The 24379-nt window shown below is 56.8% G+C and carries 24 protein-coding genes and 1 riboswitch; of the genes, 14 read left to right on the top strand and 10 right to left on the bottom strand.

The features are described 5' to 3' along the window. Positions 1-91: 91 nt before the first annotated feature. Positions 92-1054: a DNA-binding protein YbiB gene (gene ybiB / locus ACQG2G_RS06660; protein WP_029882476.1), complete on the bottom strand. Its 963-nt coding sequence runs from the start codon at positions 1052-1054 to the stop codon at positions 92-94. Between the two features lie 225 nt (positions 1055-1279). On the opposite strand from ybiB, the gene ACQG2G_RS06655 reads away from it, so the two are divergent. The 5 genes from ACQG2G_RS06655 to ACQG2G_RS06635 all read left to right on the top strand — a co-directional run bounded on the left by ACQG2G_RS06655 (position 1280) and on the right by ACQG2G_RS06635 (position 6634). Beyond that, on the top strand, positions 1280-1813 hold the full coding sequence (locus ACQG2G_RS06655) for a fimbrial protein (protein ID WP_029882477.1): 534 nt from the start codon (positions 1280-1282) through the stop codon (positions 1811-1813). 61 nt (positions 1814-1874) lie between these two features. Continuing rightward, the gene (locus ACQG2G_RS06650) at positions 1875-2549 is read left to right on the top strand and encodes a fimbrial biogenesis chaperone (RefSeq protein WP_061771610.1); all 675 of its coding nucleotides are present in this window, start codon (positions 1875-1877) and stop codon (positions 2547-2549) included. 71 nt (positions 2550-2620) lie between these two features. Next, positions 2621-5116, top strand: a complete 2496-nt coding sequence (locus tag ACQG2G_RS06645; protein ID WP_061773037.1) for a fimbria/pilus outer membrane usher protein — start codon at positions 2621-2623, stop codon at positions 5114-5116. Positions 5117-5133: 17 nt separating this feature from the next. Beyond that, complete coding sequence (locus ACQG2G_RS06640) at positions 5134-6123, top strand: fimbrial protein (RefSeq protein ID WP_028027902.1); 990 nt, start codon at positions 5134-5136, stop codon at positions 6121-6123. Between the two features lie 10 nt (positions 6124-6133). Then, entirely contained in the window at positions 6134-6634 is a 501-nt protein-coding gene (locus tag ACQG2G_RS06635; protein WP_038984985.1) for a fimbrial protein, read from the top strand. Here ACQG2G_RS06635 and dinG read toward each other — a convergent pair. After that, positions 6621-8798 carry an ATP-dependent DNA helicase DinG gene (dinG, locus tag ACQG2G_RS06630; RefSeq protein WP_348595928.1) on the bottom strand — a complete coding sequence of 726 codons (2178 nt, stop codon included), beginning with the start codon at positions 8796-8798 and terminating at the stop codon, positions 6621-6623. The genes ACQG2G_RS06635 and dinG overlap by 14 nt on opposite strands. Positions 8799-8895: 97 nt before the next feature. After that, positions 8896-10248 carry an ATP-dependent RNA helicase RhlE gene (rhlE, locus tag ACQG2G_RS06625; protein ID WP_262786518.1) on the bottom strand — a complete coding sequence of 451 codons (1353 nt, stop codon included), beginning with the start codon at positions 10246-10248 and terminating at the stop codon, positions 8896-8898. Between the two features lie 205 nt (positions 10249-10453). On the opposite strand from rhlE, the gene cecR reads away from it, so the two are divergent. The 5 genes from cecR to ACQG2G_RS06600 are packed head-to-tail and all read left to right on the top strand — an operon-like array spanning position 10454 to position 16094. Beyond that, positions 10454-11131 carry a transcriptional regulator CecR gene (gene cecR / locus ACQG2G_RS06620; RefSeq protein ID WP_348595929.1) on the top strand — a complete coding sequence of 226 codons (678 nt, stop codon included), beginning with the start codon at positions 10454-10456 and terminating at the stop codon, positions 11129-11131. Next, positions 11128-12123: a secretion protein HlyD gene (gene hlyD / locus ACQG2G_RS06615; protein WP_013097481.1), complete on the top strand. Its 996-nt coding sequence runs from the start codon at positions 11128-11130 to the stop codon at positions 12121-12123. The genes cecR and hlyD overlap by 4 nt, the downstream gene beginning before the upstream one ends. Beyond that, positions 12116-13855, top strand: a complete 1740-nt coding sequence (locus ACQG2G_RS06610; protein WP_013097482.1) for an ATP-binding cassette domain-containing protein — start codon at positions 12116-12118, stop codon at positions 13853-13855. The genes hlyD and ACQG2G_RS06610 overlap by 8 nt, the downstream gene beginning before the upstream one ends. Then, positions 13845-14978, top strand: a complete 1134-nt coding sequence (locus ACQG2G_RS06605) for an ABC transporter permease (RefSeq protein WP_348595930.1) — start codon at positions 13845-13847, stop codon at positions 14976-14978. Before ACQG2G_RS06610 ends, ACQG2G_RS06605 begins: the two co-directional genes overlap by 11 nt. A gap of 9 nt (positions 14979-14987) precedes the next feature. Continuing rightward, positions 14988-16094 carry an ABC transporter permease gene (locus ACQG2G_RS06600; protein WP_014831156.1) on the top strand — a complete coding sequence of 369 codons (1107 nt, stop codon included), beginning with the start codon at positions 14988-14990 and terminating at the stop codon, positions 16092-16094. On the opposite strand, the gene ACQG2G_RS06595 is transcribed toward ACQG2G_RS06600, so the two are convergent. Continuing rightward, positions 16056-16466, bottom strand: coding sequence for a YbhQ family protein (locus ACQG2G_RS06595; protein WP_014831155.1), 411 nt, complete (start codon positions 16464-16466; stop codon positions 16056-16058). The genes ACQG2G_RS06600 and ACQG2G_RS06595 overlap by 39 nt on opposite strands. A 133-nt stretch (positions 16467-16599) precedes the next feature. On the opposite strand from ACQG2G_RS06595, the gene ACQG2G_RS06590 reads away from it, so the two are divergent. From ACQG2G_RS06590 to ACQG2G_RS06580, 3 genes are read left to right on the top strand one after another with little or no spacing between them, the layout of a single operon-like run. Then, positions 16600-17361 carry an endonuclease/exonuclease/phosphatase family protein gene (locus tag ACQG2G_RS06590; RefSeq protein ID WP_013097486.1) on the top strand — a complete coding sequence of 254 codons (762 nt, stop codon included), beginning with the start codon at positions 16600-16602 and terminating at the stop codon, positions 17359-17361. Then, positions 17358-18596: a cardiolipin synthase ClsB gene (clsB, locus tag ACQG2G_RS06585; RefSeq protein ID WP_020684983.1), complete on the top strand. Its 1239-nt coding sequence runs from the start codon at positions 17358-17360 to the stop codon at positions 18594-18596. The genes ACQG2G_RS06590 and clsB overlap by 4 nt, the downstream gene beginning before the upstream one ends. Continuing rightward, positions 18596-19558: a lysylphosphatidylglycerol synthase domain-containing protein gene (locus tag ACQG2G_RS06580; RefSeq protein WP_061771605.1), complete on the top strand. Its 963-nt coding sequence runs from the start codon at positions 18596-18598 to the stop codon at positions 19556-19558. Before clsB ends, ACQG2G_RS06580 begins: the two co-directional genes overlap by 1 nt. A 68-nt stretch (positions 19559-19626) precedes the next feature. Here the strand turns inward: ACQG2G_RS06580 and ACQG2G_RS06575 are convergent, their stop codons facing one another. From ACQG2G_RS06575 to moaA, 6 genes are all read right to left on the bottom strand, one after another. Then, the gene (locus tag ACQG2G_RS06575) at positions 19627-20334 is read right to left on the bottom strand and encodes a Bax inhibitor-1/YccA family protein (protein WP_014831151.1); all 708 of its coding nucleotides are present in this window, start codon (positions 20332-20334) and stop codon (positions 19627-19629) included. Between the two features lie 58 nt (positions 20335-20392). Then, the gene (moaE, locus tag ACQG2G_RS06570) at positions 20393-20845 is read right to left on the bottom strand and encodes a molybdopterin synthase catalytic subunit MoaE (protein ID WP_058660634.1); all 453 of its coding nucleotides are present in this window, start codon (positions 20843-20845) and stop codon (positions 20393-20395) included. A 1-nt stretch (position 20846) separates the two neighbouring features. Continuing rightward, positions 20847-21092, bottom strand: a complete 246-nt coding sequence (gene moaD, locus ACQG2G_RS06565; RefSeq protein ID WP_013097491.1) for a molybdopterin synthase sulfur carrier subunit — start codon at positions 21090-21092, stop codon at positions 20847-20849. Further along, the gene (moaC, locus tag ACQG2G_RS06560) at positions 21085-21570 is read right to left on the bottom strand and encodes a cyclic pyranopterin monophosphate synthase MoaC (RefSeq protein WP_013097492.1); all 486 of its coding nucleotides are present in this window, start codon (positions 21568-21570) and stop codon (positions 21085-21087) included. Before moaC ends, moaD begins: the two co-directional genes overlap by 8 nt. 3 nt (positions 21571-21573) lie before the next feature. Then, positions 21574-22086 carry a molybdenum cofactor biosynthesis protein B gene (gene moaB / locus ACQG2G_RS06555; protein WP_061771604.1) on the bottom strand — a complete coding sequence of 171 codons (513 nt, stop codon included), beginning with the start codon at positions 22084-22086 and terminating at the stop codon, positions 21574-21576. 24 nt (positions 22087-22110) lie between these two features. Then, on the bottom strand, positions 22111-23100 hold the full coding sequence (gene moaA / locus ACQG2G_RS06550; RefSeq protein ID WP_058680904.1) for a GTP 3',8-cyclase MoaA: 990 nt from the start codon (positions 23098-23100) through the stop codon (positions 22111-22113). Beyond that, positions 23088-23222, bottom strand: a riboswitch (molybdenum cofactor riboswitch). (Overlaps the previous gene by 13 nt.) Positions 23223-23448: 226 nt before the next feature. Between moaA and yvcK the strand changes: the two genes are divergently transcribed. Next, entirely contained in the window at positions 23449-24357 is a 909-nt protein-coding gene (gene yvcK / locus ACQG2G_RS06545; protein WP_058650925.1) for a uridine diphosphate-N-acetylglucosamine-binding protein YvcK, read from the top strand. The last annotated feature ends 22 nt before the right edge of the window (positions 24358-24379 follow it).

Below are 24379 nucleotides of genomic sequence, written 5' to 3'. Positions count from 1 at the left end.
TCACCATACCCTCTGGTGAGCTGCTCCAACCCTCATTGACCCTGTTGTTACCCTTGCTTGCCCGTCCGCCACTGGACGGGCTTTTTTTTGCCTAAAACGCCTGTTCCACACGGGCTAACCCCGCCTGGACAGACTCCACTTCACCGGTTGCCAGCAGGCAGCAGGCCATCTGCAGCTTAAGGGCGTGCGGAACAGGGACATTACCGGCAAGGCACTGCTCAATCCAGTGTGCAGTCGTGTGCGGATCTTTTGCCTCCGGCAACACCACATCCACATTCTCTTCACCCCGCTCCAGCACGGGTCGCGTGCCGGCGGCATCAATCAGCACCAGTTGCGGGCAGCGCTGCGGATTGGCGTAAACTTCCCCTTCGGTGCCGTGCATCAGCAGCGCCCTGCCGCCGATATCTTCAAAGAACTTGCCCACCCGCGTGACATACTCCGGGTGCGATACGCTGGAGAGGCGCAGGGCATCCGCTTCACCAAACGGCGTCGCCAGTTTCGCCAGAGTGTGCGCACTGTTGCGCACGCCCATGCGCCAGCGCATATCCAGCTGTTTTTCCAGCGGTGGACAGAGCGCCTTAACCGGAATAAAGACCGGCTGATGACCGTCCAGCTTTGCCTGTGCCTGTCCGGCGTGCAGGGTCGGCTCGATACCTAACATGCCGAAAATGGTCTCCGTCAGGACGCGAGTCGGATCTTCGCTAACGCCATGAACAACCACCGGGAACCCGAGCTTATGCAGCAGAATAGCCAGCAGTGGCGTCAGATTCGCCTGTTTGCGCGCGCCGTTGTAGGTAGGGATGACAATCGGCATCGGTCTGGCTACCGGTGGCGTTAAGCGCAGCGTTTGCGCCTGCATCGCGTCATAGAAACCGCGCATCTCCGCTTCGCCTTCACCTTTAATGCGTAGCGCAATCAGGATACCGCCCATCTCCAGATCGGGCACGTCGCCGTTAAGCATATGGGTGTACAGCGCACGGGCCGTTTCCTGATCCAGGTCGCGGGCATGGTTTTTCCCCCGCCCTACCTCTTTGATAATTTTACGATAGTCCACGACATCTCTCCTTGCGGCTCTTTGCAGATACTATAGCCCTGATAAATGCCTGGCGGGTAATCATTTTCCTTTCTCTCCCGACACCCTGACAAACGCCCTTCGAGGGTAAAAATGGTCTGAAGATAAATTGAACGAAAAATAGTTCTCAGCGATAGTTCATGCCGAATTAATCAGCCACGTGATGATTAATACCTGAAGTGCCATACTTTCATTCAGAGGATTTAAATGAAAAAAATGATTATTGCGGGGATCGCCGCCGGGATGGCGTGTGCTTCCGTTTCTGTATTTGCGTCCAGTGGTGAAGGTCAAATTAATTTCACAGGTGAGATTATTGATTCTGCATGTACTGTGGTAAACGGTTTAAGCAATCCGCTTAATGTTTCATTAGGTAAGGTGTCTAAATCTGCATTTACCGGAAGTGGTTCGACGACCTCGACAACCCGCTTTAGTATTCAGTTAAAAGATTGTCCTGAAACGGTTACCAGCGCCTCGGTGACATTCGGCGGGACGCCTGACAGTAACAACAAAGATATTCTTGCTGTGACATCAGGAACCGGTTCGGCGTCAGGAGTGGGTGTTCAGTTGCTGGATAAAACAGAAAATCCACTGAGTTTATATACGGCCTCTGCTGCGTATACGCTCACGCCTGGTACCACAACAAACGATCTGCAGTTTGGTGCACGTTATATCCAGACCGGAGGAACGGTGTCTGCCGGACTGGCGAATGCCGCTTCTACCTTCACTATCGTTTACAACTAATAAAACAGATATTAGCTACCCCAGTGGCTAATATCTGTTATTGCTTTATTACGGTGTCACTATGCGAAAATATCTTCTGGCCTCCTCTTTTTTATTTATTGCCTCCGTTGCCCATGCGGGTATTACCATTGGCGGCACGCGCGTGGTCTACCCAGAAAGTAAAAAAGAATCCTCTATTGGGATCACCAACCCGGACAATCTCGATTATCTGGTGCAGTCATGGGTCGAGACGGAAGATAACGCACGTGAGAAAGCACCGTTTCTGATCACGCCGCCGCTGTTTCGCCTTGATGCGAAGCAAGAGAACGTTCTGCGCATCATCAGAACCGGGGGAAACTTACCTGCCGATCGCGAATCGCTGTTCTGGCTGAATATTAAATCCATCCCCTCTTCTGCGCGCAATGAGAGCGTTAATACGCTGCAGATTGCGATTAAAACCCGCATTAAGCTGCTTTATCGTCCGTCAGGTATTACCGGAAAACCGGAAGATGTCGCCACGCAATTATCCTGGCACACCCGGGGAAACCAGCTGATTGTCGAAAACCCCACGCCGTTTTATATGAATTTCCAGGAAATAACGCTCGACGGTAAAAAAGTTGATAAAGCCACCTATGCCGGCCCAAAAAGTGAAACCCATTTCGCGACATCAGGAAATATTACAGCACACACCGTGACCTGGAAAATCATCAATGATTACGGCGGTATTAGCCAGTCCTATAGCGCACAGATTAAATAACGTCTGGAATAGCGAAATTTATTATGAGCTGGGACTACTCCACCGAACCACCCAAACAGCACGGACGCTCAATGCTTATTGCATTGGGCTGCACGCTGTTGGGTGTGTGCGTGCAAAAAGTTCTGGCCGATGATTATTTCAACCCGGCGCTACTGGATATTGATAACCCAGGTCAGGGTAAAACCGACCTCAGTATTTATGAGATTGGTCCCGGTCAGGCTCCCGGTAAATATCACGTTGACGTTTACGTCAACAATAATAAAGTGGCAAGCAAAGAGATTGAGTTCACGCTGAAGAAAGACGCCAGCGGTAAATCAACCCTGCAGCCGTGCCTTAGCGCCGCCCAGTTAAAAAGCTTCGGTATTAATATCGAAAAATTCGGGCAGGACGATAAGGCGCAGTGCATTGACCTGAGCGTGATCCCCTCCGCCAGCGCAACGTTTCATGTTAATCCGCAGCAGTTGCTGTTAAGCATCCCCCAGACCGCGATTACTCAGGTACCGCGTGATTACGTCGACCCGCAGGAGTATGACGAGGGAATTAACGCCCTGCTGTTCAATTACAGCTTCACCGCCGGGAACAACCGCGGCAAAGGTGAAAACGGTAGCGATCAGCGCAGCGAGTTTCTTAACCTGCGTCCGGGTCTTAACCTCGGGGCGTGGCGTTTTCGTAACTACTCCACCTGGAGCAAAACCAGCGGTGACGGTGACGCAGCGAGCCAGTTTTCTTCGGTCTATACCTACGCCCAGCGCGATATTATCGCCCTTGGCGGGAACGTCACATTCGGCCAAAGCTCTTCCCCTTCCGACGTGTTTGACAGCATCTCTTACACCGGGGCGCAGATCGCCTCGGATGACGACATGCTCCCGGACAGCATGAAGGGCTTTGCGCCGGTGATACGCGGTACGGCGCACAGTAACGCCCAGGTTATCGTTCGCCAGAATGGTTACGTCATTTACCAGAACTATGTCGCTCCCGGCGCGTTCGAGATCAACGATCTCTACCCCACCGGCGGAAGCGGCGATTTGAACGTCACCGTGAAAGAGACGGACGGCAGCGAACAGCATTTTGTGGTGCCTTATGCGTCAGTGCCGGTGTTGCAGCGTGAAGGCCGCTTTAAATACAGCCTCACCGCGGGGCGCTATCGCAGCTATGACAACGACGTCGAAAAAACCCCGTTTATGCAGGGTACGGCAATCTACGGCTTGCCTTACGGCTTTACAGTCTACGGCGGCGTGCAGGCAAGCCAGTATTACGATGCGCTGGCGCTGGGGGTCGGCAAGAATATCGGCGATCTCGGGGCCTTTTCGGTGGATGTCACCGACGCCAAATCAGAGATGCAGGATCAGGATCCCACTCGCGGGCGCTCCTGGCGCATCCGCTACAGCAAAGATTTCGCCACCACCGGTACCCATTTTTCCATTGCTGGCTATCGCTATAACAGCAAGGGGTTCTACACCCTGCAGGACACGCTGGATTCCCATACCCGTAATGACGACTGGGAAACGCCGGACACGCGCCGCAGCCGCGAGGAGGCGACTGTCGACCAGTCCCTGGGCGGGGCGTTTGGTTCCCTGACGTTAAGCCTGGTCAAAGAGAACTACTGGAATTCAAGCCAGGGGATGACCTCACTGAACCTCGGCTACAACAACTCCTGGCACGGCATCAGCTACGGTCTCAGTTACGGACTGGATAAAAACACGCGTGACAGCGGGGATGATAATAATGAGAAAACCAGCGAGCAGACGATCGCGTTTAACGTCTCCGTTCCGCTCGATCGCTGGCTCAGCAACACCTGGGTGAACTACAACCTGAACAGCACGAAGCACGAAACAACCCAAAGCGTGGGTCTGAACGGCACGGCGCTGGCCGGTAATAACCTCAGTTGGGGGGTTCAGCAGGGCCATAGTCAGAGCAGTGGGGACAGCACCAGTCTGAATGCCGATTATAAAGGCACCTACGGCGAAGTGAGCGCCGGGTATTCCCAGGATAACCAGCAACAACAGCTCAATATCGGTCTTCAGGGCAGCATGATCGCCCATGCGCACGGCATCACCCTTGGTCAGCCGATGGGGGAGACCGCTGCGCTGATCGAAGCGCCGGGCGCAGACGACACCAATGTCACCAATCAGACAGGCATCAACACCGATTATCGCGGCTATGCCATTGTGCCGTACGTTTCGCCATACCGTCACAACACCCTCGCGCTGAACACCGAAACCTTGCCGGAAAATGCCGATATCGACCAGGCCGCCAAAACTGTGACGCCAACGCGCGGCGCCATCGTGCGAGCACATTATGAAACGCACGTAGGCAGTCGGGTGTTGATGACACTAAAACGCGCGGATGGTCGCCCGATCCCCTTTGGCGCAACGGCATCTCAGGCCCATCAGGACGGTGAATTTATCGTAGGCGACGGCGGGCAGGTGTACCTCACCGGTATGCACGAGACAGGTACGGTTAACGTCAGCTGGGGGAAAACCGCCGACGGCCATTGCAAGGCAACTTATCACCTGCCTGCCAAAGCCGACGGCCCTGTTCTTAACGTCACGGCGCAGTGTGTATGACCCTTCCCGAGGAAAAAATGAACATGTGTAGATATGTCTTCGCACTGCTGGTTTTACTCACGAGCGCGTGTCTGGTGCCGCATGCCCAGGCGGCAACCTCCTGTGACAGCGCCGATCTGCCTTATACCCTTGATGCGGGCACGCTTTCTGTACCCACAACACTCGATATTGGCGGCGTCATCCCGGGTTCGGCAAAGACCCATACCGTTAACGGCAGCTGTACCGGCACGATGACGAATCACACCCTTATTTCCTGCTATTACGGAACGGGAACGGAAGTGCCTGGCATGCCGGGCGTGTATACCACCAATGTTGACGGCATCGGCATTGAGCTTCTGAACAGCAGCGGGCAGATCGTTCGCGGCAAAGGGTACTCATGCGATACAACCGCCACGCCCATTGGGACGGTCAGCAGCGACAGCGGACAAACATTTTCTTTCAGCTACACCCAGCGGTTAATCAAAACGGCATCACATATCGGCAGCGGTACCCTTTCGCTCGCGCAGGATCCCTATGGATTCGGGGTTTTTAACTCTGTGGGGATTTCTGGTGCACGTAATACCAGCCACTATTCCGCCACGGTCAGCGAAAGAACGGCGACCTGTTCTATTGATCCGCTAAATCTGACGGTGACCCTCGGCAATTTCCCGGTGTCGCAATTTACCCACGTGGGCAGCTATACGGCCTGGAAGTATTTCAACATCACCGCCACCTGTACCGAAGAGGTCAATCTTACGGCCTCGGTAACCAGCGCAAATGGCATCAACAGCCAGTATGCAGATGTCCTGAACCTGACGCCCGGCAGCGACAGCGCCACGGGCGTGGGGGTGAGAATGCTGCTTGACGGTGTCGATCTTAAATACGACTACCCAATCCCGGTGGGTGGAAGAGCCGAACCAGGCGTTCCGGATGTGATCCCCTTCGCGGTGCAGTATTACCAGACGGATGCCAGCGTCACAGCGGGGAAAGCCAATACGATTGCCACCATCGATCTTGAATACCAGTAACGGAGCGAAGATGAAAACGTTATCCCTTTTGCTCGCTCTGACGAGCCTCTCAGCGGGCGCGACCGACGTCACGCTCAATATCGAAGGGAATATTTACGACACCACCTGCCAGGTAGACAGCGCCAGCCAGAACATGGTGGTGGATCTGGGACAGGCCGTCGCCAGTGATTTTAAGGATATCGGCGACACCGGCCCGTGGAAAAACTTCGATTTAAAGCTCACCAATTGTCCGCCCACGCTGACGGTTGCCACCATCAGCGTTGACGGCCCCCGCGATACGGACCACCCCTTTAAATTCGCCAATAGTGGCACCGCCAAAGGGGTGGCATTAGAGCTGGCCGACCGTCTGGATTACATCGTGCTTGCCCCCGAAGCCCGCTTCAGCGTGGTGATTGACGCCGGTACCCACACCGCCGATTTTCCTATGGCGGCACGCTATTACGCTACCGCCCTGCCTGTGACGGCGGGTACCTTCAACAGCGTTGTTCAGGCCACCTTTACTTACCAGTAGGACCGCGCCCCTTAGCACGGATGCTTTTCCGACGCCCGGCAGTCTGTTTTGCCGGGCGTTTTTTTATTTCAGGCACCTCCGGCTGTTCTATCGGGAACACCGGCAGGGCATTCAGCAGGCGCTGACCATAGTTTTTGGTGAGCAGACGCTTGTCATAGATCACCACTTCGCCCCAGCAGCCGTGGCTACGAATCAGACGACCCACCTGCTGAATCAGGTTAAACGACGCCGCCGGAAGACTTTGTACCTCAAACGGATAGCGGTTGAGGCTTTTCAGCCATTCTCCCTCGGTGATCACCACCGGGCTGTCGATGGGCGGGAAGGCAATTTTGTGAATATGCACCTGGGTCAGATAGTCGCCCTTCAGATCCAGACCTTCCGCAAAAGACTGTAACCCCACCAGCACGCTGCGCTCGCCGTTATCGATGCGCTGGCGGTGGAGCTCTACCAGCCGATAGCGCGGCTGATCGCCCTGCACCAGCAACAGTAAACGCAGATCGGTAACATGTTCCAGAAAGCGCTGCATGGCGCGTCCGCTGGCAAACAGCACCAGCATGCCGGGGTATTTTTTACTCTCCAGCTGTTCGCGGAAATAGGCGGCCATTTCGGCAATATGCTGCTCTTCGTTATCGATAAGCGGCTCATAGCGCATGCGCGGGATCACCAGCTTGCCCTGTTCGCAGTGATTAAACGGCGAGTCCAGCGCCACGAAGCGGTCCCCCGCTTTTTCCTTCAGGCCGCTCATCTCCTGCAACCGCGAGAAGCTGTTCAGGGAACGCAAGGTCGCTGACGTTACCACCACGTGCGGCACGCTGCGCCAGATCAGCTTTTCCAGCTGATCGGCCACGCGGATGCCCACGCAGTGGAAAAAGAGGTGTACCTGCCCGTCTCTCACTTCGCGGGTGGCCCATTTGGTGACCGGCGCGCCGGACGCCTGCGCCATTGAGGCCAGCCGCCAGAGTTTGCTTTGCGCTTCAAACATGCCCAGCGCACGGTTCATTTGCAGCAGAATACGGTGCAAACGCACCACGTCATGGGTGCCGGTCTTTTCACTGAGATCGTTTAAGAACATCTCTGCCAGGCCGCGCAGCTTTTCCAGATGCTTCGCCAGCTGCTGGCAAATCTCCATCACTTCGTCCGGCAGCTCCCCCATGGCAAAACGGTGCTCTGCCTCCTGAGTCGCCGGGAGATACAGATTCAGAATGTTGTTCAGGGATGCGATAAGGCCGTAGACCTCTTCACAGTGTTCACTCAGATGCTCGGGCACCGCCAGCGGCGGCGTGGTTTTAGGACGGAACTGCTCCATGCAGGTGGCCACCAGCTTGCAGAACAGATCGAGCTGCAGGCGGAACCACGGGGCCGTGATTTCAGCACTCATCTCCAGCACATCCCGGGCTACGTCAGGCAAATGGTGGCCTTCATCAAGCACCAGCAGCAGGTTTTTCGGCTCCGGCAGCACCGCCTCGCTCTCCAGCGCCGCCATCACCAGCGCATGATTGGCGACCACCACTTCCGCTTCCTGGATCTCCCGCCGGGCGACAAAAAACGGGCACTCGCGGTAGTAGTGACAGTTACGGTTGAGGCAGCTGGCTTTATCGGTGCTGAGCCTGCGCCATAAATCATCGCCGATGGCCTGGCTGGTGTGATCGCGCAAACCGTCCCACCTGTAGCTGTCGAGATCGGCTTTCAGCTTCGCGCACTGTTCCTGCTCCGCCTTGTTGTTTGGCGTCAGTTCGTCATCAAGAAACGCCAGCAGATCCTGCTGGGTGGGCTCACTGCTGGCGAGCGCCGCCAGGTTACGCGGGCAGACATAACGTCCGCGGCCAAAGGCGGCGGTAAAACGCAGCTCGGGGATAATTTTGCGCAGCAGCGGCAGGTCTTTGCTGAAGATCTGATCCTGTAGCGCCACGTTAGCGGTGCTGACCACCAGCGTCTTTTGTTCTTCCCGCGCAATAGCGATGCCCGGGATTAAATAAGAGAGGGTTTTACCGACCCCGGTTGGCGCTTCAATCGCCAGATGTCGCCCGTCATCACCGGCGAGCGTTTTTGCCACATCGGCAATCATCTGCCGCTGTGGTGCCCGGGGGATAAAGTCGGGGAACTGCTGCTGGAGTGCCTTATACCAGGCACCAATCTGCGCTTTCAGCGCCGCGGTTAAAGCCATCGGAAAACCTGAAATACTGTATAAACAGCCACTATTGTGGCACTTTATTTTCGTCGCCGCAAAAAGAAAAGCCCGGCTTTACGGCCGGGCTTCCAGATTACTGTGGGTTAGCCGGTTTACGCGGACGGCGACGGCGCTGCCCTTCTCCTGCCGGTTTCCCTTCGCCGTCGCGGCGAGGCGGTTTATTACCCGACTTCGGCGCGCCGCCTTCGGCACGGCGTGGCTGCTGCTGACCACGGCCGCCGCCCTGACCGCGTCCACCGCCGCCACGCTGCTGGCGACCATTCTGAATTGGCTCCGCTTTAATGGACGGATCCACTTCGTATCCCGGCGTTTCAATACGCGGGATCTCTTTCTTCAGCAGACGTTCGATATCGCGCAGCAGTTTGTGTTCATCCACGCAGACCAGCGAGAGCGCTTCGCCAGTGGCCGCCGCACGACCGGTACGGCCGATACGGTGAACATAATCTTCCGGCACGTTTGGCAGCTCGTAGTTCACCACGTGCGGCAGCTCTTCAATGTCCAGACCACGGGCAGCGATGTCGGTTGCTACCAGCACGCGGATATCACCGGATTTAAAGTCCGCCAGCGCACGGGTACGCGCCCCCTGGCTCTTGTTACCGTGGATAGCCGCACTGCGAATACCGTCTTTGTTCAGCTGTTCCGCCAGGTGGTTTGCACCGTGCTTGGTACGGGTAAAGACCAGCACCTGCTGCCAGTTACCCTGACCAATCATCTGGGAGAGCAGTTCCCGCTTACGCTTTTTATCAACGAAGTGCACGTGCTGGGTCACCTGCTCAGAGGCGGTGTTGCGGCGCGCCACTTCAACTTCCAGCGGGTTATGCAGCAGTTTTTCAGCAAGCAGCTTGATCTCGTCGGAGAAGGTCGCGGAGAACAGCAGGTTCTGACGGCGCGGCGGGAGCTTAGCCAGCACGCGGCGAATATCGTGGATAAAGCCCATGTCGAGCATGCGGTCGGCTTCGTCCAGCACCAGAATTTCGACGTTATCTAGCTTCACGGCGTTCTGATGTTCCAGATCCAGCAGACGGCCCGGCGTTGCCACCAGCACGTCCACGCCGCCGCGCAGTTTCATCATCTGTGGGTTAATGCTCACACCGCCGAAAACCACCAGCGAACGAATGTTGAGATAGCGGCTGTAATCACGCACGTTCTCGCCAATCTGCGCCGCCAGCTCGCGGGTTGGGGTGAGGATCAGCGCACGAACCGGGCGACGCCCCTTCGCGTGCGGCTGATTTTTTACCAGCAGCTCTAACAGTGGCAGGGTAAAGCCTGCGGTTTTACCGGTCCCGGTCTGGGCACTGGCCATCAGGTCACGGCCCTGCAGAACGGCAGGGATCGCCTGCTGCTGGATTGGGGTTGGCTCAACGTAGCCCTGCTCTGCGATCGCGCGCAGAATTTCCGGGTTCAGGCCAAGGGAATCAAAAGACATAAAAACTCCGAACCGCCCCGACCATCACAGGTGTAGTTTTCAGGGAGATATAACAATTAGGAGGACAAAAACCACAATGTCGCGAAGGGGCGGAGTGTAGCAGCTTTTGTGACGTGGCGCATAAAATATCCCTCCACCTTCCCTCGACGATTTCGCTAATCAGGCATAATCTTAATCAATCGATTGATTAATTTTTAATGCCGCTATGAATACAACCCCGACAACCTCTAAAGGCGAACAGGCCAAAAGCCAGCTTATTGCTGCCGCGCTGGCGCAGTTTGGTGAGTATGGCTTACACGCCACCACCCGGGATATCGCGGCGCAGGCCGGGCAAAACATTGCGGCTATCCCCTACTATTTTGGCTCAAAAGAGGATTTATACCTCGCCTGTGCCCAGTGTATCGCCGATTTTATTGGCACGCAGTTTCACCCGCACGTGGAGGAAGCCACCGCGCTGCTCAGCCAGCCGTCGCCCGATCGTGACGCCATCCGCCAGCTGATCCTCAACGCCTGCCACAACATGATCCGCCTGCTGACGCACGACGACACGCTGAACCTGAGTCGATTTATCTCCCGTGAACAGCTCTTCCCCACTGCCGCCTACCAGCTGGTGCATGACCAGGTGATTGCCCCGATGCACACGCACCTGACCCGGCTGATCGCGGCCTATACCGGGCAAGACGCCAACGATACCGCTACGATTTTGCATACCCACGCCCTGCTGGGTGAGATTCTGGCCTTCCGTCTGGGGCGAGAAACGATTCTGTTACGCACCGGCTGGACACAATTTGATGAGGATAAAGCCGCGCAGATTAGCCAGGTTATCACCTGTCATCTGGATCTGATCCTGCAAGGCTTAACGCAAAGGAGCCTGAAGTCATGAAAAAACCTGTCGCCATCATTCTGGTGGTTGTTGTTTTGCTTGCCGCAGGCGTCGGTGGCTGGCTGTGGTATCAAAGCCATCAGGATCGCGGCCTGACGCTGTACGGTAACGTTGATATTCGCACCGTGAATATGAGCTTCCGCGTCGGGGGGCGGCTGGCGTCGCTTAACGTGGATGAGGGCGACACCATCAAAACCGGGCAGACGCTGGGGATGCTTGATAAAGCGCCCTACGAGAACGCGCTGATGCAGGCAAAAGCCGGGGTTTCCGTCGCCCAGGCGCAATATGATCTGATGCTGGCCGGTTATCGTGACGAAGAGATTGCCCAGGCTGCTGCCGCAGTCAAACAGGCGCAGGCGGCCTATGACTATGCGCAGAATTTCTATGCCCGCCAGCAAGGGCTGTGGAAAAGCCGCACCATTTCGGCCAACGATCTGGAAAACGCCCGTTCATCACGCGATCAGGCTCAGGCAACGCTGAAATCCGCGCAGGACAAGCTGAGTCAGTACCACACCGGTAACCGCCCGCAGGACATCGCCCAGGCCAAAGCCAGCCTTGAACAGGCGCAGGCCCAGCTGGCCCAGGCGGAGCTCGATCTGCATGACACCACGCTGGTGGCACCGTCTGACGGCACGCTGATGACCCGCGCCGTGGAGCCCGGCAGCATGCTCAACGCCGGCAGCACCGTTTTAACCCTGTCGCTCACCCGTCCGGTATGGGTGCGCGCCTACATTGATGAGCCAAACCTCGGCCAGATGCAGCCGGGTCGCGAACTGTTGCTCTATACCGACGGTCGTCCCGATAAGCCGTATCACGGCAAAGTGGGCTTTGTTTCGCCCACCGCTGAATTCACGCCAAAAACGGTGGAAACGCCGGATCTGCGTACCGACCTGGTGTATCGCCTGCGCATCATCGTCACCGATGCGGACGACGCGCTGCGCCAGGGCATGCCAGTCACCGTAAAAGTGAACAGCGGGGAACGACATGAATGACGCGGTTATCCGGCTCGACAATCTGGTCAAACGCTTCGCGGGCATGGAAAAACCGGCCGTCGCGCCGCTGAACTGCACCATCCAGAAAGGCTATGTGACCGGGCTGGTTGGCCCGGACGGCGCAGGCAAAACCACGTTGATGCGGATGCTGGCAGGCCTGCTTAAGCCCGATGAAGGGGCGGCCAGCGTGCTCGGACTCGATCCGATTAAAGATGACGGTGCACTCCACGCCATGCTCGGCTATATGCCGCAGAAGTTTGGTCTCTATGAAGACCTGACGGTGATGGAAAACCTTAATCTGTACGCCGATCTGCGCAGCGTGACCGGTGAAACCCGTCAGCAGACTTTCGCCCGTCTGCTGTCCTTCACCTCCCTCGGTCCCTTCACCGATCGTCTGGCGGGCAAGCTCTCCGGCGGGATGAAGCAAAAGCTGGGGCTGGCCTGTACGCTGGTCGGCGAGCCGAAAGTGCTGCTGCTGGATGAGCCCGGCGTGGGCGTGGACCCCATTTCACGCCGCGAGCTGTGGCAGATGGTGCACGAGCTGGCCGGTGACGGAATGCTGATCCTCTGGAGCACCTCCTATCTGGATGAAGCCGAGCAGTGTCGCGATGTGCTGCTGATGAACGAAGGCGAGCTGCTTTATCAGGGAGAACCGACGAAGCTGACGCAAAGCATGGCCGGACGCAGTTTCCTGATGCACAGCCCGCAGGAGTCGAACCGCAAACTGCTGCAACGGGTACTTAAGCTGCCCCAGGTCAGCGACGGGATGATTCAGGGCCGTTCGGTGCGCGTGATCCTGACCAAAGAGGCGACCGAAGCGGATATTCGTCACGCGCCGGGCATGCCTGACATTGAGATGGAAGAGACGGCTCCCCGCTTTGAGGACGCGTTTATCGATCTGCTGGGCGGAGCGGGTACTTCGGAATCGCCGCTCGGGGCGATCCTGCACACGGTGGAAGGTACGCCGGGTGAGACGGTGATCGAAGCCAAATCCCTGACCAAAAAATTCGGTGATTTCGCCGCCACCGATAACGTCAATTTCGCGGTGAAGCGCGGTGAAATTTTTGGCCTGCTCGGGCCAAACGGCGCGGGGAAATCCACCACCTTTAAGATGATGTGTGGCCTGCTGGTGCCTACGTCCGGCAAAGCGCTGGTACTGGATATGGATTTGAAAGTCAGCTCCGGCAAGGCGCGCCAGCATCTGGGGTATATGGCGCAGAAGTTCTCGCTGTACGGCAACCTGACGGTCGAGCAGAACCTGCGCTTTTTCTCCGGCGTTTACGGCCTGCGAGGGCGCGCCCAGGACGAGAAAATCCACCGCATGAGCGAGGCGTTTGGCCTGACAGCTATCGCTTCCCACGCCACGGATGAGCTGCCCCTTGGCTTCAAACAGCGGCTGGCGCTGGCCTGCTCGCTGATGCACGAGCCCGATATTCTGTTTCTGGATGAACCCACGTCAGGTGTTGATCCCCTCACCCGCCGCGAGTTCTGGCTACACATCAACAGCATGGTGGAGAAAGGGGTAACGGTGATGGTAACCACCCACTTTATGGACGAGGCGGAGTATTGCGACCGTATCGGGCTGGTCTATCGCGGCAAGCTGATTGCCCACGGCACGCCGGATGACCTGAAAGCCCAGGCCGCAGACGATGAGGTGCCGGACCCGACCATGGAGCAGGCGTTTATCACCCTCATCCACGACTGGGATAAGGAGAATGCCGATGCGCAATAACGCGATTTCCTGGCGCCGGGTGCGCGCGCTGTGCATCAAAGAGACGCGTCAGATCGTGCGTGACCCCAGCAGCTGGCTGATTGCGGTGGTTATCCCGCTTCTGCTGCTGTTTATCTTCGGCTATGGGATCAACCTCGACTCCAGCAAGCTGCGGGTCGGGATATTACTGGAGCAGCAGAGCGAAGAGGCGCTGGATTTCACCCACGCCATGACCGGCTCGCCCTATATTGACGCCACCATCAGCGACAACCGGCAAGAGCTTGTTCAGAAGATGCAGGCCGGGAAAATCCGCGGTCTGGTGGTGATCCCGGTCGATTTTGCCGCCAACATGGCGCGGGCAGATACCGCTGCACCGATCCAGGTGATCACTGACGGCAGCGAGCCGAATACCGCCAACTTTGTCCAGGGCTACGTAGAGGGGATCTGGCAGCTCTGGCAGATGCAGCGCGCCGAAGACCGGGGCGAAACGTTCGAACCGCTGATCGACGTACAGATGCGCTACTGGTTTAACCCTGCCGCCATCAGCCAGCATTTTATTATCCCGGGTGCGGTCACCATCATTATGACGGTGATTGGCGCAATCCTGACCTCGCTGGTGATTGCCCGCGAGTGGGAGCGCGGCACCATGGAGGCGCTGCTTTCAACCGAAGTGACGCGCCTTGAGCTGCTGCTGTGTAAGCTTATCCCCTACTACTTCCTCGGCATGCTGGCGATGCTGCTCTGTATGCTGGTCTCGGTGTTTATCCTCGGGGTGCCGTACCGCGGCTCGCTGGTGCTGCTCTTTTTCATTACCAGCCTGTTCCTGCTGAGCACGTTGGGCATGGGGCTGCTCATCTCCACCGTCACCCGCAACCAGTTTAACGCCGCGCAGGTGGCGCTGAACGCCGCCTTTTTACCGTCGATTATGTTGTCCGGGTTTATCTTCCAGATAGACAGCATGCCCGCGGTGATCCGTGCCGTGACCTACATAATTCCGGCGCGCTATTTCGTCAGCACGCTGCAAAGCCTGTTCCTGGCGGGGAATATTCCGGTAGTGCTGATTATCAATACCCTGTTTTTGCTGGCGTCGGCGGCGATGTTTATTGGGCTGACGTGGATGAAAACCAAACGGCGTCTGGATTAAGGAGCGAACATGTTTCACCGTTTATGGACGTTAATACGCAAAGAGCTGCAATCGCTGCTGCGCGAGCCGCAAACCCGCGCCATTCTGGTGTTGCCGGTGCTCATCCAGGTGTTTCTGTTCCCTTTTGCCGCCACGCTTGAGGTGACCAACGCCACCATCGCGATTTACAACGAAGACAACGGTAAACATTCCGTCGAGCTGACCCAGCGCTTTGCCCGGGCGAAGGCTTTTACCCATATCCTGCTGCTGAAAAGCCCACAGGCGATCCAGCCCACCATCGATACCCAGAAAGCGCTGCTGCTGGTGCGTTTTCCGGCTGATTTTTCCCGCAATCTGGACACCTTCCAGCCCGCGCCCATGCAGTTGATCCTCGACGGGCGTAACTCCAACAGCGCGCAGATTGCCGCGAATTATCTGCAACAGGTGGTGAAGGATTATCAGCAGGAGTTGATGGAGGGGAAACCGAAGCCCAACAACAGCGAGCTGGTGGTACGTAACTGGTACAACCCAAACCTGGACTACAAATGGTTTGTGGTGCCGTCGCTGATCGCCATGATCACCACCATTGGGGTGATGATCGTCACCTCCCTGTCCGTCGCCCGCGAACGCGAGCAAGGTACGCTCGATCAGCTGCTGGTCTCCCCGCTGGCGACCTGGCAAATTTTCGTCGGTAAAGCAGTTCCCGCCCTGATTGTTGCCACGTTCCAGGCCACCATCGTGCTGGGTGTGGGGATCTGGGCCTACCAGATCCCGTTCGCCGGGTCGCTGGCGCTGTTCTACTTCACGATGGTGATCTACGGGCTGTCGCTGGTCGGGTTTGGCCTGCTGATTTCCGCGCTCTGCTCCACGCAGCAGCAGGCGTTTATTGGCGTGTTTGTCTTTATGATGCCGGCCATCCTGCTCTCCGGGTATGTTTCGCCGGTTGAGAATATGCCGGTGTGGTTACAGGATCTGACGTGGATAAACCCGATTCGTCACTTTACGGATATCACCAAGCAAATTTATCTGAAGGATGCGAGTCTGGATATTATCTGGGGAAGTTTGTGGCCGCTACTGGTCATAGCGGCCACGACGGGGTCAGTGGCGTACGCGATGTTTAGACGCAACATTGCGTAGCTTTTTCTCTTTGGCCAGCAAAGAGACCACCGCAGGCCCTGCAAGAATGGCCAGACCGGCCAGCGCCAGCAGCAGGTTGTTTTGCAGCACGCGGGACAGCAGCCACAGCACAATCATTGCGGCACCAAAGTACCAGGTGGTGGTGAGCTCTTCGAGCACATCACCCACCTCGCGCCAGCGCGCTTCATGATGGCGCTGCAGGAACAACATCGACAGCACGGTGACGCCATAGAGGACGCATAGTCCTAAGCCAACACGCACCAGCGTGCCGCTCATCCAGCCCATCACCAGTACGGCCACGACCAGTAAATGCAACATTATCTGCCAGCAACTTAGACCCGTTGCGACACGAACACGTTGTTGCCACTTCATGGCTTCTCTCCTGAAGGATTTTTCTCTGCTTAATCAGACTACCGCACTTTACGGAAAATTCCGTAACACCGCATCTTTTTGTGACGACGACTACACTTTATTTTCATTGGGATAGTCACTCAGGAAGGAGCTTATGACCAAAAAAATGCAGCATTTCTCGCTTAAAGTGCTGACGATAAACATTCATAAAGGCTTCACAGCATTTAATCGCCGCTTCATTTTACCGGAGCTGCGCGACGCGGTTCGCACCGTCAGCGCGGACATTGTCTGCCTGCAGGAAGTGATGGGCGCGCACGAGGTCCATCCGATGCACTTCGAAAACTGGCCCGACACGCCCCACTACGAATTTCTGGCCGACACCATGTGGAGTGATTACGCTTACGGCCGCAATGCGGTCTATCCTGAAGGGCATCACGGAAATGCGGTGCTGTCGCGTTATCCCATTGAACATTACGAGAACCGGGACGTCTCCGTCGGCGAAAGCGAAAAGCGTGGGCTGCTGTATTGCCGTATCGCCCCGCCGGATCTCGATTTTCCGGTGCACGTTGGCTGTGTGCATCTCGGTCTGCGGGAAGCGCATCGCCAGGCACAGCTGCAGATGCTGGCCGAGTGGACTAACGCCCTGCCCGAAGGAGAGCCGGTGGTGATTGCCGGGGATTTCAACGACTGGCGGCAGCGGGCTAACCACCCTCTGAAGGTGGAGGCCGGGCTGGAGGAGATTTTCACCCGCGCGCACGGCAGACCTGCGCGCACGTTTCCGGTGCGCTTCCCGTTGCTGAGGCTTGACCGCATTTATGTGAAAAACGCCCATGCCAGCAGCCCGACCGCGCTGGCGTTGCTTAACTGGCGCCACCTTTCCGACCATGCCCCGCTGAGCGCGGAGATCCACTTATGAAATGTACCTGGCAGGAAGGCAACCGGATCACGCTGCTGGTCAACGGGGACGAATATTACCCCGCCGTTTTTGATGCGATAGACCACGCGCAGCATAAAGTGATCCTCGAGACCTTTATCTGGTTTGAAGATGATGTGGGCAAACAGTTGCACAGCGTGCTGCTGCGCGCCGCCCAGCGCGGCGTCAAAATTGAAGCGCTGCTGGATGGCTATGGCTCGCCCGATCTTAGCGATGCGTTCGTGAATGAGCTCACTGCCGCAGGCGTTGTGTTCCGCTACTACGATCCCGGCCCTCGCCTGTTCGGTATGCGTACCAATCTCTTTCGCCGGATGCACCGCAAAATCGTCGTCGTTGATGAGACGGTGGCGTTTGTCGGTGGCATTAACTACTCCGCCGAGCATATGTCTGACTACGGCCCGGAGGCCAAGCAGGATTACGCCATCCGCATCGAAGGGCCTGTGGTTCAGGACATTTTGCTGTTTGAACTGGAAAACTTGCCCGGCAAAGAGGCCGCCAGGCGCTGGTGGAAGCGCCGTCATCGCCCGGAAGAGAACCGGAAGCCCGGCGAAGCGCAGGCGCTGTTCGTCTGGCGGGATAACGGCGAGCACCGGGACGATATTGAGCGCCACTACCTGAAAATGCTGGCGAATGCCAAACGCGAAGTGATCATCGCCAACGCCTACTTCTTCCCGGGCTACCGGCTGCTGCACGCCATGCGCAGTGCCGCCCGACGCGGCGTCCGCGTGAAGCTGATTGTGCAGGGCGAGCCGGATATGCCCATCGTCAAAGTCGGCGCTCGGCTGCTCTATAACTACCTGCTCAAAGGCGGAGTGCAGATCTACGAATACCGTCGCCGACCGCTGCACGGCAAAGTCGCGCTGATGGACGATCACTGGGCGACCGTCGGCTCCAGTAACCTCGATCCGCTGAGCCTGTCGCTCAACCTGGAAGCGAACCTGATCATTCACGATCGCCAGTTTAACCAGACCCTGCGGGATAACCTGCAGGGTCTGATCGTCAACGACTGCGTGCGCGTGGACGAGTCCATGGTGCCAAAACGCACCTGGTGGAATCTGGGGATCAGCGTAGTGGTGTTCCACTTCCTGCGCCATTTCCCGGCGATGGTGGGCTGGCTGCCGGCGCATACCCCAAAACTTGCGCTGGTGGATCCGCCTGTTCAACCCGAGATGGAAACCCAGGACCGCATTGAGGCGGAAGATGGAGGGAAAACCTGATGCCTAAATCGCATCCACGCTGGCGAATGGCGAAAAAGATCCTGACCTGGCTGTTTTTTATTGCCGTTGCGGTGCTGCTGGTGGTTTACGCGCAAAAGGTGGACTGGGAAGAGGTGTGGAAAGTCATCCGCAACTACAACCGGATGGTGCTGCTGGGAGCGGTTGGGCTGGTGATTGTGAGCTATCTGATGTACGGCTGCTATGACCTGCTGGGCCGCGCCTACTGTGGCCACAAGCTGGCAAAACGCCAGGTCATGCTGGTGTCGTTTATCTGCTACGCCTTTAACCTGACGCTCAGCACCTGGGTCGGGGGGATTGGCATGCGCTATCGCCTGTACTCGCGCCTGGGACTGCCCGGTGGGACCATCACGCGTATATTTTCGCTGAGCATCACTACCAACTGGCTGGGTTATATTCTGCTGGGTGGGGTGATCTTTACCATCGGCGTGGTGCAGTTGCCCGCACACTGGTATATCGATGAAGCCACGCTGCGGATTTTAGGTTTCGCGCTCCTGCTCATTATCGCCCTGTATCTCTGGGCCTGCGCCTTTGCCAGACGCCGCCATATGACCATCAAAGGGCAAAAGCTGGTTTTACCTTCATGGAAATTTGCCGTGCTGCAGATGGCGGTTTCCAGCGCCAACTGGATGGCGATGGGGGCAATTATCTGGCTGCTCATTGGCGAAGATGTGAATTATTTCTTCGTGCTGGGGGTGCTGCTGGTGAGCAGTATTGCCGGGGTGATCGTACATATACCGGCCGGGATTGGGGTGCTGGAAGCGGTATTTATCGCCCTTCTTGCCGGAGAACATGTTTCTCATGGGACGATTATCGCCGCCCTGCTCGCCTACCGCATGCTCTATTACTTCCTGCCGCTGGCGCTGGCAACGGTCTGTTATCTGGTGCTTGAGAGCCGGGCGAAGAAACTGAGAGCGAAGAACGAGAAGGCGATGGCAAAATAGGCGCAGCGGTCTGATGCCCTCACCCCGGCCCTCTCCCTGTGGGAGAGGGTTAGGGTGAGGGGCAGTATTTAACGACGGTTGCCGAAAATACGCAGCAGCATCAGGAACAGGTTGATGAAGTCCAGATACAGCGTCAGGGCGCCCAGAATTGAGTATTTACGCAGGTTGGAACTGTCACGCACGTCAATCTGCTCGCCGATGTTTTTCAGCTTTTGGGTGTCGTAGGCGGTTAAGCCAACGAAGATCACCACCCCGATATAGGTTACCGCCCACATCAGCGCGTCGCTCTTCAGCCACAGGTTCACCAGCGACGCCAGCACAATCCCGATCAGCCCCATGAACAGCATGTTGCCAAGACCGCTGAGGTCACGTTTGGTGGTGTAACCGTACAGGCTCATCACACCAAACATCCCGCCGGTGACCACAAAGGTGCTGGCAATAGAGGAGTAGGTATAGACGATGAAAATGCTGGAAAGCGTCAGCCCCGTCAGTGCCGAATAGAGCATAAACAGGGTGGTCGCCATCCCGGCACTCAGCTTCTGTACCAGACCGGAGAGCACAAACACCAGTGCCAGTTGCGCAATGATCAGCCCAAAGAAGGTGATTTTGCTGGAAAAGATAAACATCATCAGTTCAGGGGTATTGGCCGCATACCACGCGATAAATGCGGTAAGCAGTAAGCCTACCGTCATCCAGCCATAAACCTGAGCCATATACGTCTGCAGGCCACTACGGGTCTGCTGTACTATCGAATCGGAACGCGGAAATCGGTCCATGATTCACTCCTGATTAAGTAGACACACACGTTAAGACTAACACATCCACATAAACCTGTTACCAACGGCTGGCGGCCTGTTTGTCGCTGTCGCGCGATTCAACCCACCGCTCCCCCTCCGGCGTCGCTTCACGTTTCCAGAACGGGGCTTTGGTTTTCAGGTAATCCATGATGAACTCCCCGGCGGCAAACGCGCTGCCGCGATGGGCGCTGGTCACCCCCACGAAAACGATCTCCTCGCCCGGCCACATCTCACCGATGCGGTGGATAACGGTCACACGCCCGAGCGGCCAGCGGTCTCGCGCCTCTTCGACGATCGCAGCCAGAGATTTCTCGGTCATGCCCGGATAGTGTTCCAGCGTCAGCGCTTTTACGCTGTCGCCAAGGTTGTGGTTACGCACTTTACCGGTGAAGGTCACAACAGCACCGTCTTCATCGCGCTCTGCCAGCCAGTGATATTCCGTACCGACGTTAAAGCGCTCAGGGCTAACCAGAATTCGCGTATCAGCCATCTTAACCCCCCGTCACCGGTGGGAAGAAAGCCACTTCATCACCTGCCGCCAGCGGATGGGTAAACTCCACCAGCGTCTGGTTGACGGCGGCCAGCAGCTTCCCTTCATCCAGAGCCAGCGCCCAACGGTCGCTTTGCGCCGCCAGATGCGCACGCAGTGCGGCAACGTCTTTAAACGTCGCTTCCAGCGTCAGGCTGTCGGTATTCACCAGTTCACGCACCTGGGCAAAAAAGAGCACCTTAATCATGGCTGTCCACCTTAAAATCACCGGATTTGCCGCCGCTTTTCGCCAGCAGACGAACCGGGCCAATCACCATATCTTTCTGCACCGCTTTGCACATATCGTAGATAGTCAGCGCGGCAACGGACGCCGCCGTCAGCGCTTCCATCTCCACGCCCGTTTTACCGGTTAAACGACACAGCGATTCGATGCGCACGCGGTTGTGCTCTGGCTGGGCCTGAAGATTGACCTCCACCTTGCTGAGCATCAGCGGGTGGCAGAGCGGAATTAAGTCCCAGGTGCGTTTCGCCGCCTGGATCCCGGCGATGCGGGCAGTGGCAAAGACATCACCCTTATGGTGGCTGCCGTCGATAATCATCGCCAGGGTGTCTGGCAGCATGGTAACGAACGCTTCGGCACGCGCCTCGCGGACCGTTTCGGCCTTGGCAGAAACGTCCACCATATGCGCTTCGCCAGCGGCGTTAATGTGGGTCAGTTGCGACATAGCTTATTTCTTTAAATGGGGATGAAAATTACACGGACGGGTACGGGCATCCAGCTGCGGGGCGATAATGTTGTCCCACGCGGTGCGGCAGGCTTTGGTCGAGCCCGGCATGGCGAATATCAGTGTGTCGTTCGCCATGCCCGCCACCGCACGTGACTGCAGCGTCGAGGTACCTATCTCTTCAAACGACAGCATGCGAAACACTTCGCCGAAGCCTTCTACCTCGCGGTCAAACAGCGGGATAAGCGCCTCTGGCGCCTGGTCGCTTGCGGTAAAACCGGTGCCGCCGGTGATCAACACCACCTGCACTTCATCGCTGGCAATCCACTGGGAGACCTGCGCGCGTATGGCATAGCGGTTCTCTTTGACGATCGCTTTATCGACGATCTTATGCCCGGCGTCATGGGCGGCTTCGCGCAGCCAGTGGCCGGAGGTGTCATCCTCTTCGCCACGACGGTCGGAAACGGTAAGGATGGCAATACGTGTCGGGATAAATTCCGCGCTGACCTGACTCATCTTCTGGTTCCTTCTTAAGCCTGATTACCCGCCAATGTATGACAGGTTCTGAGTAATGCCGGTGTTGCCCTGATGCAGGAAGTGGGTCTGTTTTTTATGCGTCAGCGCCTCAGAAATACGTGCTTCCAGCGCGGCCTGTTGCGCATCGTCTTCCAGCAGATCGCGAAGGTTAACGCCGCCATCCCCGAACAGACAGAGATGCAGTTTGCCCACCGAGGAGACGCGCAGGCGGTTACAGCTGGCGCAGAAATCTTTCTCGTAAGGCATGATAAGCCCAATCTCCCCTTCGTAATCCGGGTGACAAAAGACCTGCGCCGGGCCGTCGCTGCGCTGGCGGATCTGGTGGATCCAGCCGCGTTTAAGCAGCTCATCGCGCAACACCATGCCGGAGATATGGTGGCGGCGGAACAGCTCGCTGCCCTCGCCCGTCTCCATGAGTTCAATAAACCGCAGTTGAATGGGGCGGGATTTGATCCACGCCAGGAAGGTGTCCAGCTGATGATGGTTTACATCACGCATCAGCACGGTGTTGACTTTGACCTTATCGAACCCGGCGGTAAACGCAGCATCAATACCGTCCATCACCTGCTGGAATTTATCCTGGCCGGTAATGGCATGAAACTGACGGGCATCCAGGCTGTCCACGCTGACGTTAATGGCCGTTAAGCCCGCATCACGCCAGGTGGCGACATCGCGCGCCATGCGGTAGCCATTGGTGGTCACCGCAATCTGACGGATGCGTTCGTTTTCACGCACGGCGGCAATAATGTCGGGGAAGTCACGGCGCAGCGAAGGTTCTCCGCCGGTCAGACGCACTTTTTCCGTGCCGAGTGCCGAGAACGCGCGCGTAACGCGGCGAACTTCATCCACGGAGAGAAAGCCATTATTGGTGACGCTGCCCGGTTTGTAGCCGTCGGGCAGACAGTAGGTGCAACGGAAGTTGCACACATCGGTAATCGACAGACGTAAGTAGTAAAACTTACGCGCGAAAGCATCAGTAAGTTGTGAAGCCATGTACACCTTTCCAGATACGGGAGGCACAGTCATTTCTTTCTGTACCCTGGTGGCATAGTTGCCACGGCCAGGGCGCCATATCTTTCGACACAGGCACCAGGGCTAGAGTGTATGTTTTCAAATTTGAAAACGTGGTTATGGCGATAGTAGCGCGTAAATCACCCTTTCGCCATTACCGCTTAACGCTATATAAACATGTATATAGCGACCTGATCGTGCATTTTCGTTACAGAATACGCCAAAACAGCAGATTCGCATTGATATACGTCATTTTGCCCTGGCTGAGGCATCGTCTTTTAGGGGTAGTTAGGTTACTGTTACGCAGATCGAACGTGATAAGGAATAGGTATGCGCAATCGCACTTTTGCGGATCTTGACCGGGTGGTGGCACTGGGTGGAGGCCATGGTCTGGGCCGGGTGATGTCCTCTTTGTCATCCCTTGGCTCAAGACTGACAGGGATAGTAACAACAACGGATAACGGCGGATCGACGGGGCGGATCCGACGCGCAGAAGGCGGCATTGCCTGGGGCGATATGCGTAACTGCCTGAACCAGTTAATTACCGAACCGAGCGTCGCCTCGGCGATGTTTGAGTACCGTTTTGGCGGTAACGGGGAACTTTCCGGGCATAACCTTGGAAATTTGATGCTTAAAGCGCTGGATCACCTGAGCGTGCGCCCGCTGGAAGCGATCAATCTCATCCGCAATCTGCTCAAAGTGGATGCGTTCCTGATCCCGATGTCTGAACAACCGGTCGATTTGATGGCCATCGACGTAGAAGGTCATGAAGTGTACGGCGAAGTGAATATTGATCAGCTTACGCTGCCGCCAAAAGAGCTGATGACTTACCCGGCCGTTCCCGCCACGCGCGAAGCGGTTGAGGCCATCGCCGAGGCGGATTTGATCCTGATTGGCCCGGGCAGTTTTTACACCAGCCTGATGCCGATTTTACTGGTGAAAGAGCTGGCGCAGGCCCTGCGCAGAACGCCCGCCCCGATGGTGTACATCGGTAATTTAGGCCGCGAATTGAGTCCGGCAGCGGCCAGCCTGTCGCTGGCGGATAAACTGGAGCTGATGGAGCAGTACGTCGGTAAAAAAATCATCGATGGTGTCGTGGTCGGGCCGAAAGTGGATGTGTCGGGTATTGGCGATCGCGTGGTGGTGCAGGAGCCGCTGGAGGCCAGCGATATCAAATACCGTCATGACCGTCACTTGTTGCGTGAGGCGCTGGAGAAGGCGATTCAGGAGTTGGGTTAGGCTCGTTTTGTGCGGCCTGATG

This window comes from Enterobacter cloacae complex sp. 382A5, assembly GCF_050031095.1.
In the GTDB taxonomy this organism is placed as follows: domain Bacteria; phylum Pseudomonadota; class Gammaproteobacteria; order Enterobacterales; family Enterobacteriaceae; genus Enterobacter; species Enterobacter cloacae.
The sequence above is the reverse complement of the archived record's forward strand: the minus strand, read 5'-3'. Positions and strand labels throughout refer to the sequence as shown.

Coding starts and splice junctions, on each gene's coding strand:
- ACQG2G_RS06655 (WP_029882477.1), top strand. CDS start 1,280: ATGAAAAAAATGATTATTGCGGGGATCGCCGCCGGGATGGCGTGTGCT.
- ACQG2G_RS06650 (WP_061771610.1), top strand. CDS start 1,875: ATGCGAAAATATCTTCTGGCCTCCTCTTTTTTATTTATTGCCTCCGTT.
- ACQG2G_RS06645 (WP_061773037.1), top strand. CDS start 2,621: ATGCTTATTGCATTGGGCTGCACGCTGTTGGGTGTGTGCGTGCAAAAA.
- ACQG2G_RS06640 (WP_028027902.1), top strand. CDS start 5,134: ATGAACATGTGTAGATATGTCTTCGCACTGCTGGTTTTACTCACGAGC.
- ACQG2G_RS06635 (WP_038984985.1), top strand. CDS start 6,134: ATGAAAACGTTATCCCTTTTGCTCGCTCTGACGAGCCTCTCAGCGGGC.
- dinG (WP_348595928.1), bottom strand. CDS start 8,798: ATGGCTTTAACCGCGGCGCTGAAAGCGCAGATTGGTGCCTGGTATAAG.
- rhlE (WP_262786518.1), bottom strand. CDS start 10,248: ATGTCTTTTGATTCCCTTGGCCTGAACCCGGAAATTCTGCGCGCGATC.
- cecR (WP_348595929.1), top strand. CDS start 10,454: ATGAATACAACCCCGACAACCTCTAAAGGCGAACAGGCCAAAAGCCAG.
- hlyD (WP_013097481.1), top strand. CDS start 11,128: ATGAAAAAACCTGTCGCCATCATTCTGGTGGTTGTTGTTTTGCTTGCC.
- ACQG2G_RS06610 (WP_013097482.1), top strand. CDS start 12,116: ATGAATGACGCGGTTATCCGGCTCGACAATCTGGTCAAACGCTTCGCG.
- ACQG2G_RS06605 (WP_348595930.1), top strand. CDS start 13,845: ATGCGCAATAACGCGATTTCCTGGCGCCGGGTGCGCGCGCTGTGCATC.
- ACQG2G_RS06600 (WP_014831156.1), top strand. CDS start 14,988: ATGTTTCACCGTTTATGGACGTTAATACGCAAAGAGCTGCAATCGCTG.
- ACQG2G_RS06595 (WP_014831155.1), bottom strand. CDS start 16,466: ATGAAGTGGCAACAACGTGTTCGTGTCGCAACGGGTCTAAGTTGCTGG.
- ACQG2G_RS06590 (WP_013097486.1), top strand. CDS start 16,600: ATGACCAAAAAAATGCAGCATTTCTCGCTTAAAGTGCTGACGATAAAC.
- clsB (WP_020684983.1), top strand. CDS start 17,358: ATGAAATGTACCTGGCAGGAAGGCAACCGGATCACGCTGCTGGTCAAC.
- ACQG2G_RS06580 (WP_061771605.1), top strand. CDS start 18,596: ATGCCTAAATCGCATCCACGCTGGCGAATGGCGAAAAAGATCCTGACC.
- ACQG2G_RS06575 (WP_014831151.1), bottom strand. CDS start 20,334: ATGGACCGATTTCCGCGTTCCGATTCGATAGTACAGCAGACCCGTAGT.
- moaE (WP_058660634.1), bottom strand. CDS start 20,845: ATGGCTGATACGCGAATTCTGGTTAGCCCTGAGCGCTTTAACGTCGGT.
- moaD (WP_013097491.1), bottom strand. CDS start 21,092: ATGATTAAGGTGCTCTTTTTTGCCCAGGTGCGTGAACTGGTGAATACC.
- moaC (WP_013097492.1), bottom strand. CDS start 21,570: ATGTCGCAACTGACCCACATTAACGCCGCTGGCGAAGCGCATATGGTG.
- moaB (WP_061771604.1), bottom strand. CDS start 22,086: ATGAGTCAGGTCAGCGCGGAATTTATCCCGACACGTATTGCCATCCTT.
- moaA (WP_058680904.1), bottom strand. CDS start 23,100: ATGGCTTCACAACTTACTGATGCTTTCGCGCGTAAGTTTTACTACTTA.
- yvcK (WP_058650925.1), top strand. CDS start 23,449: ATGCGCAATCGCACTTTTGCGGATCTTGACCGGGTGGTGGCACTGGGT.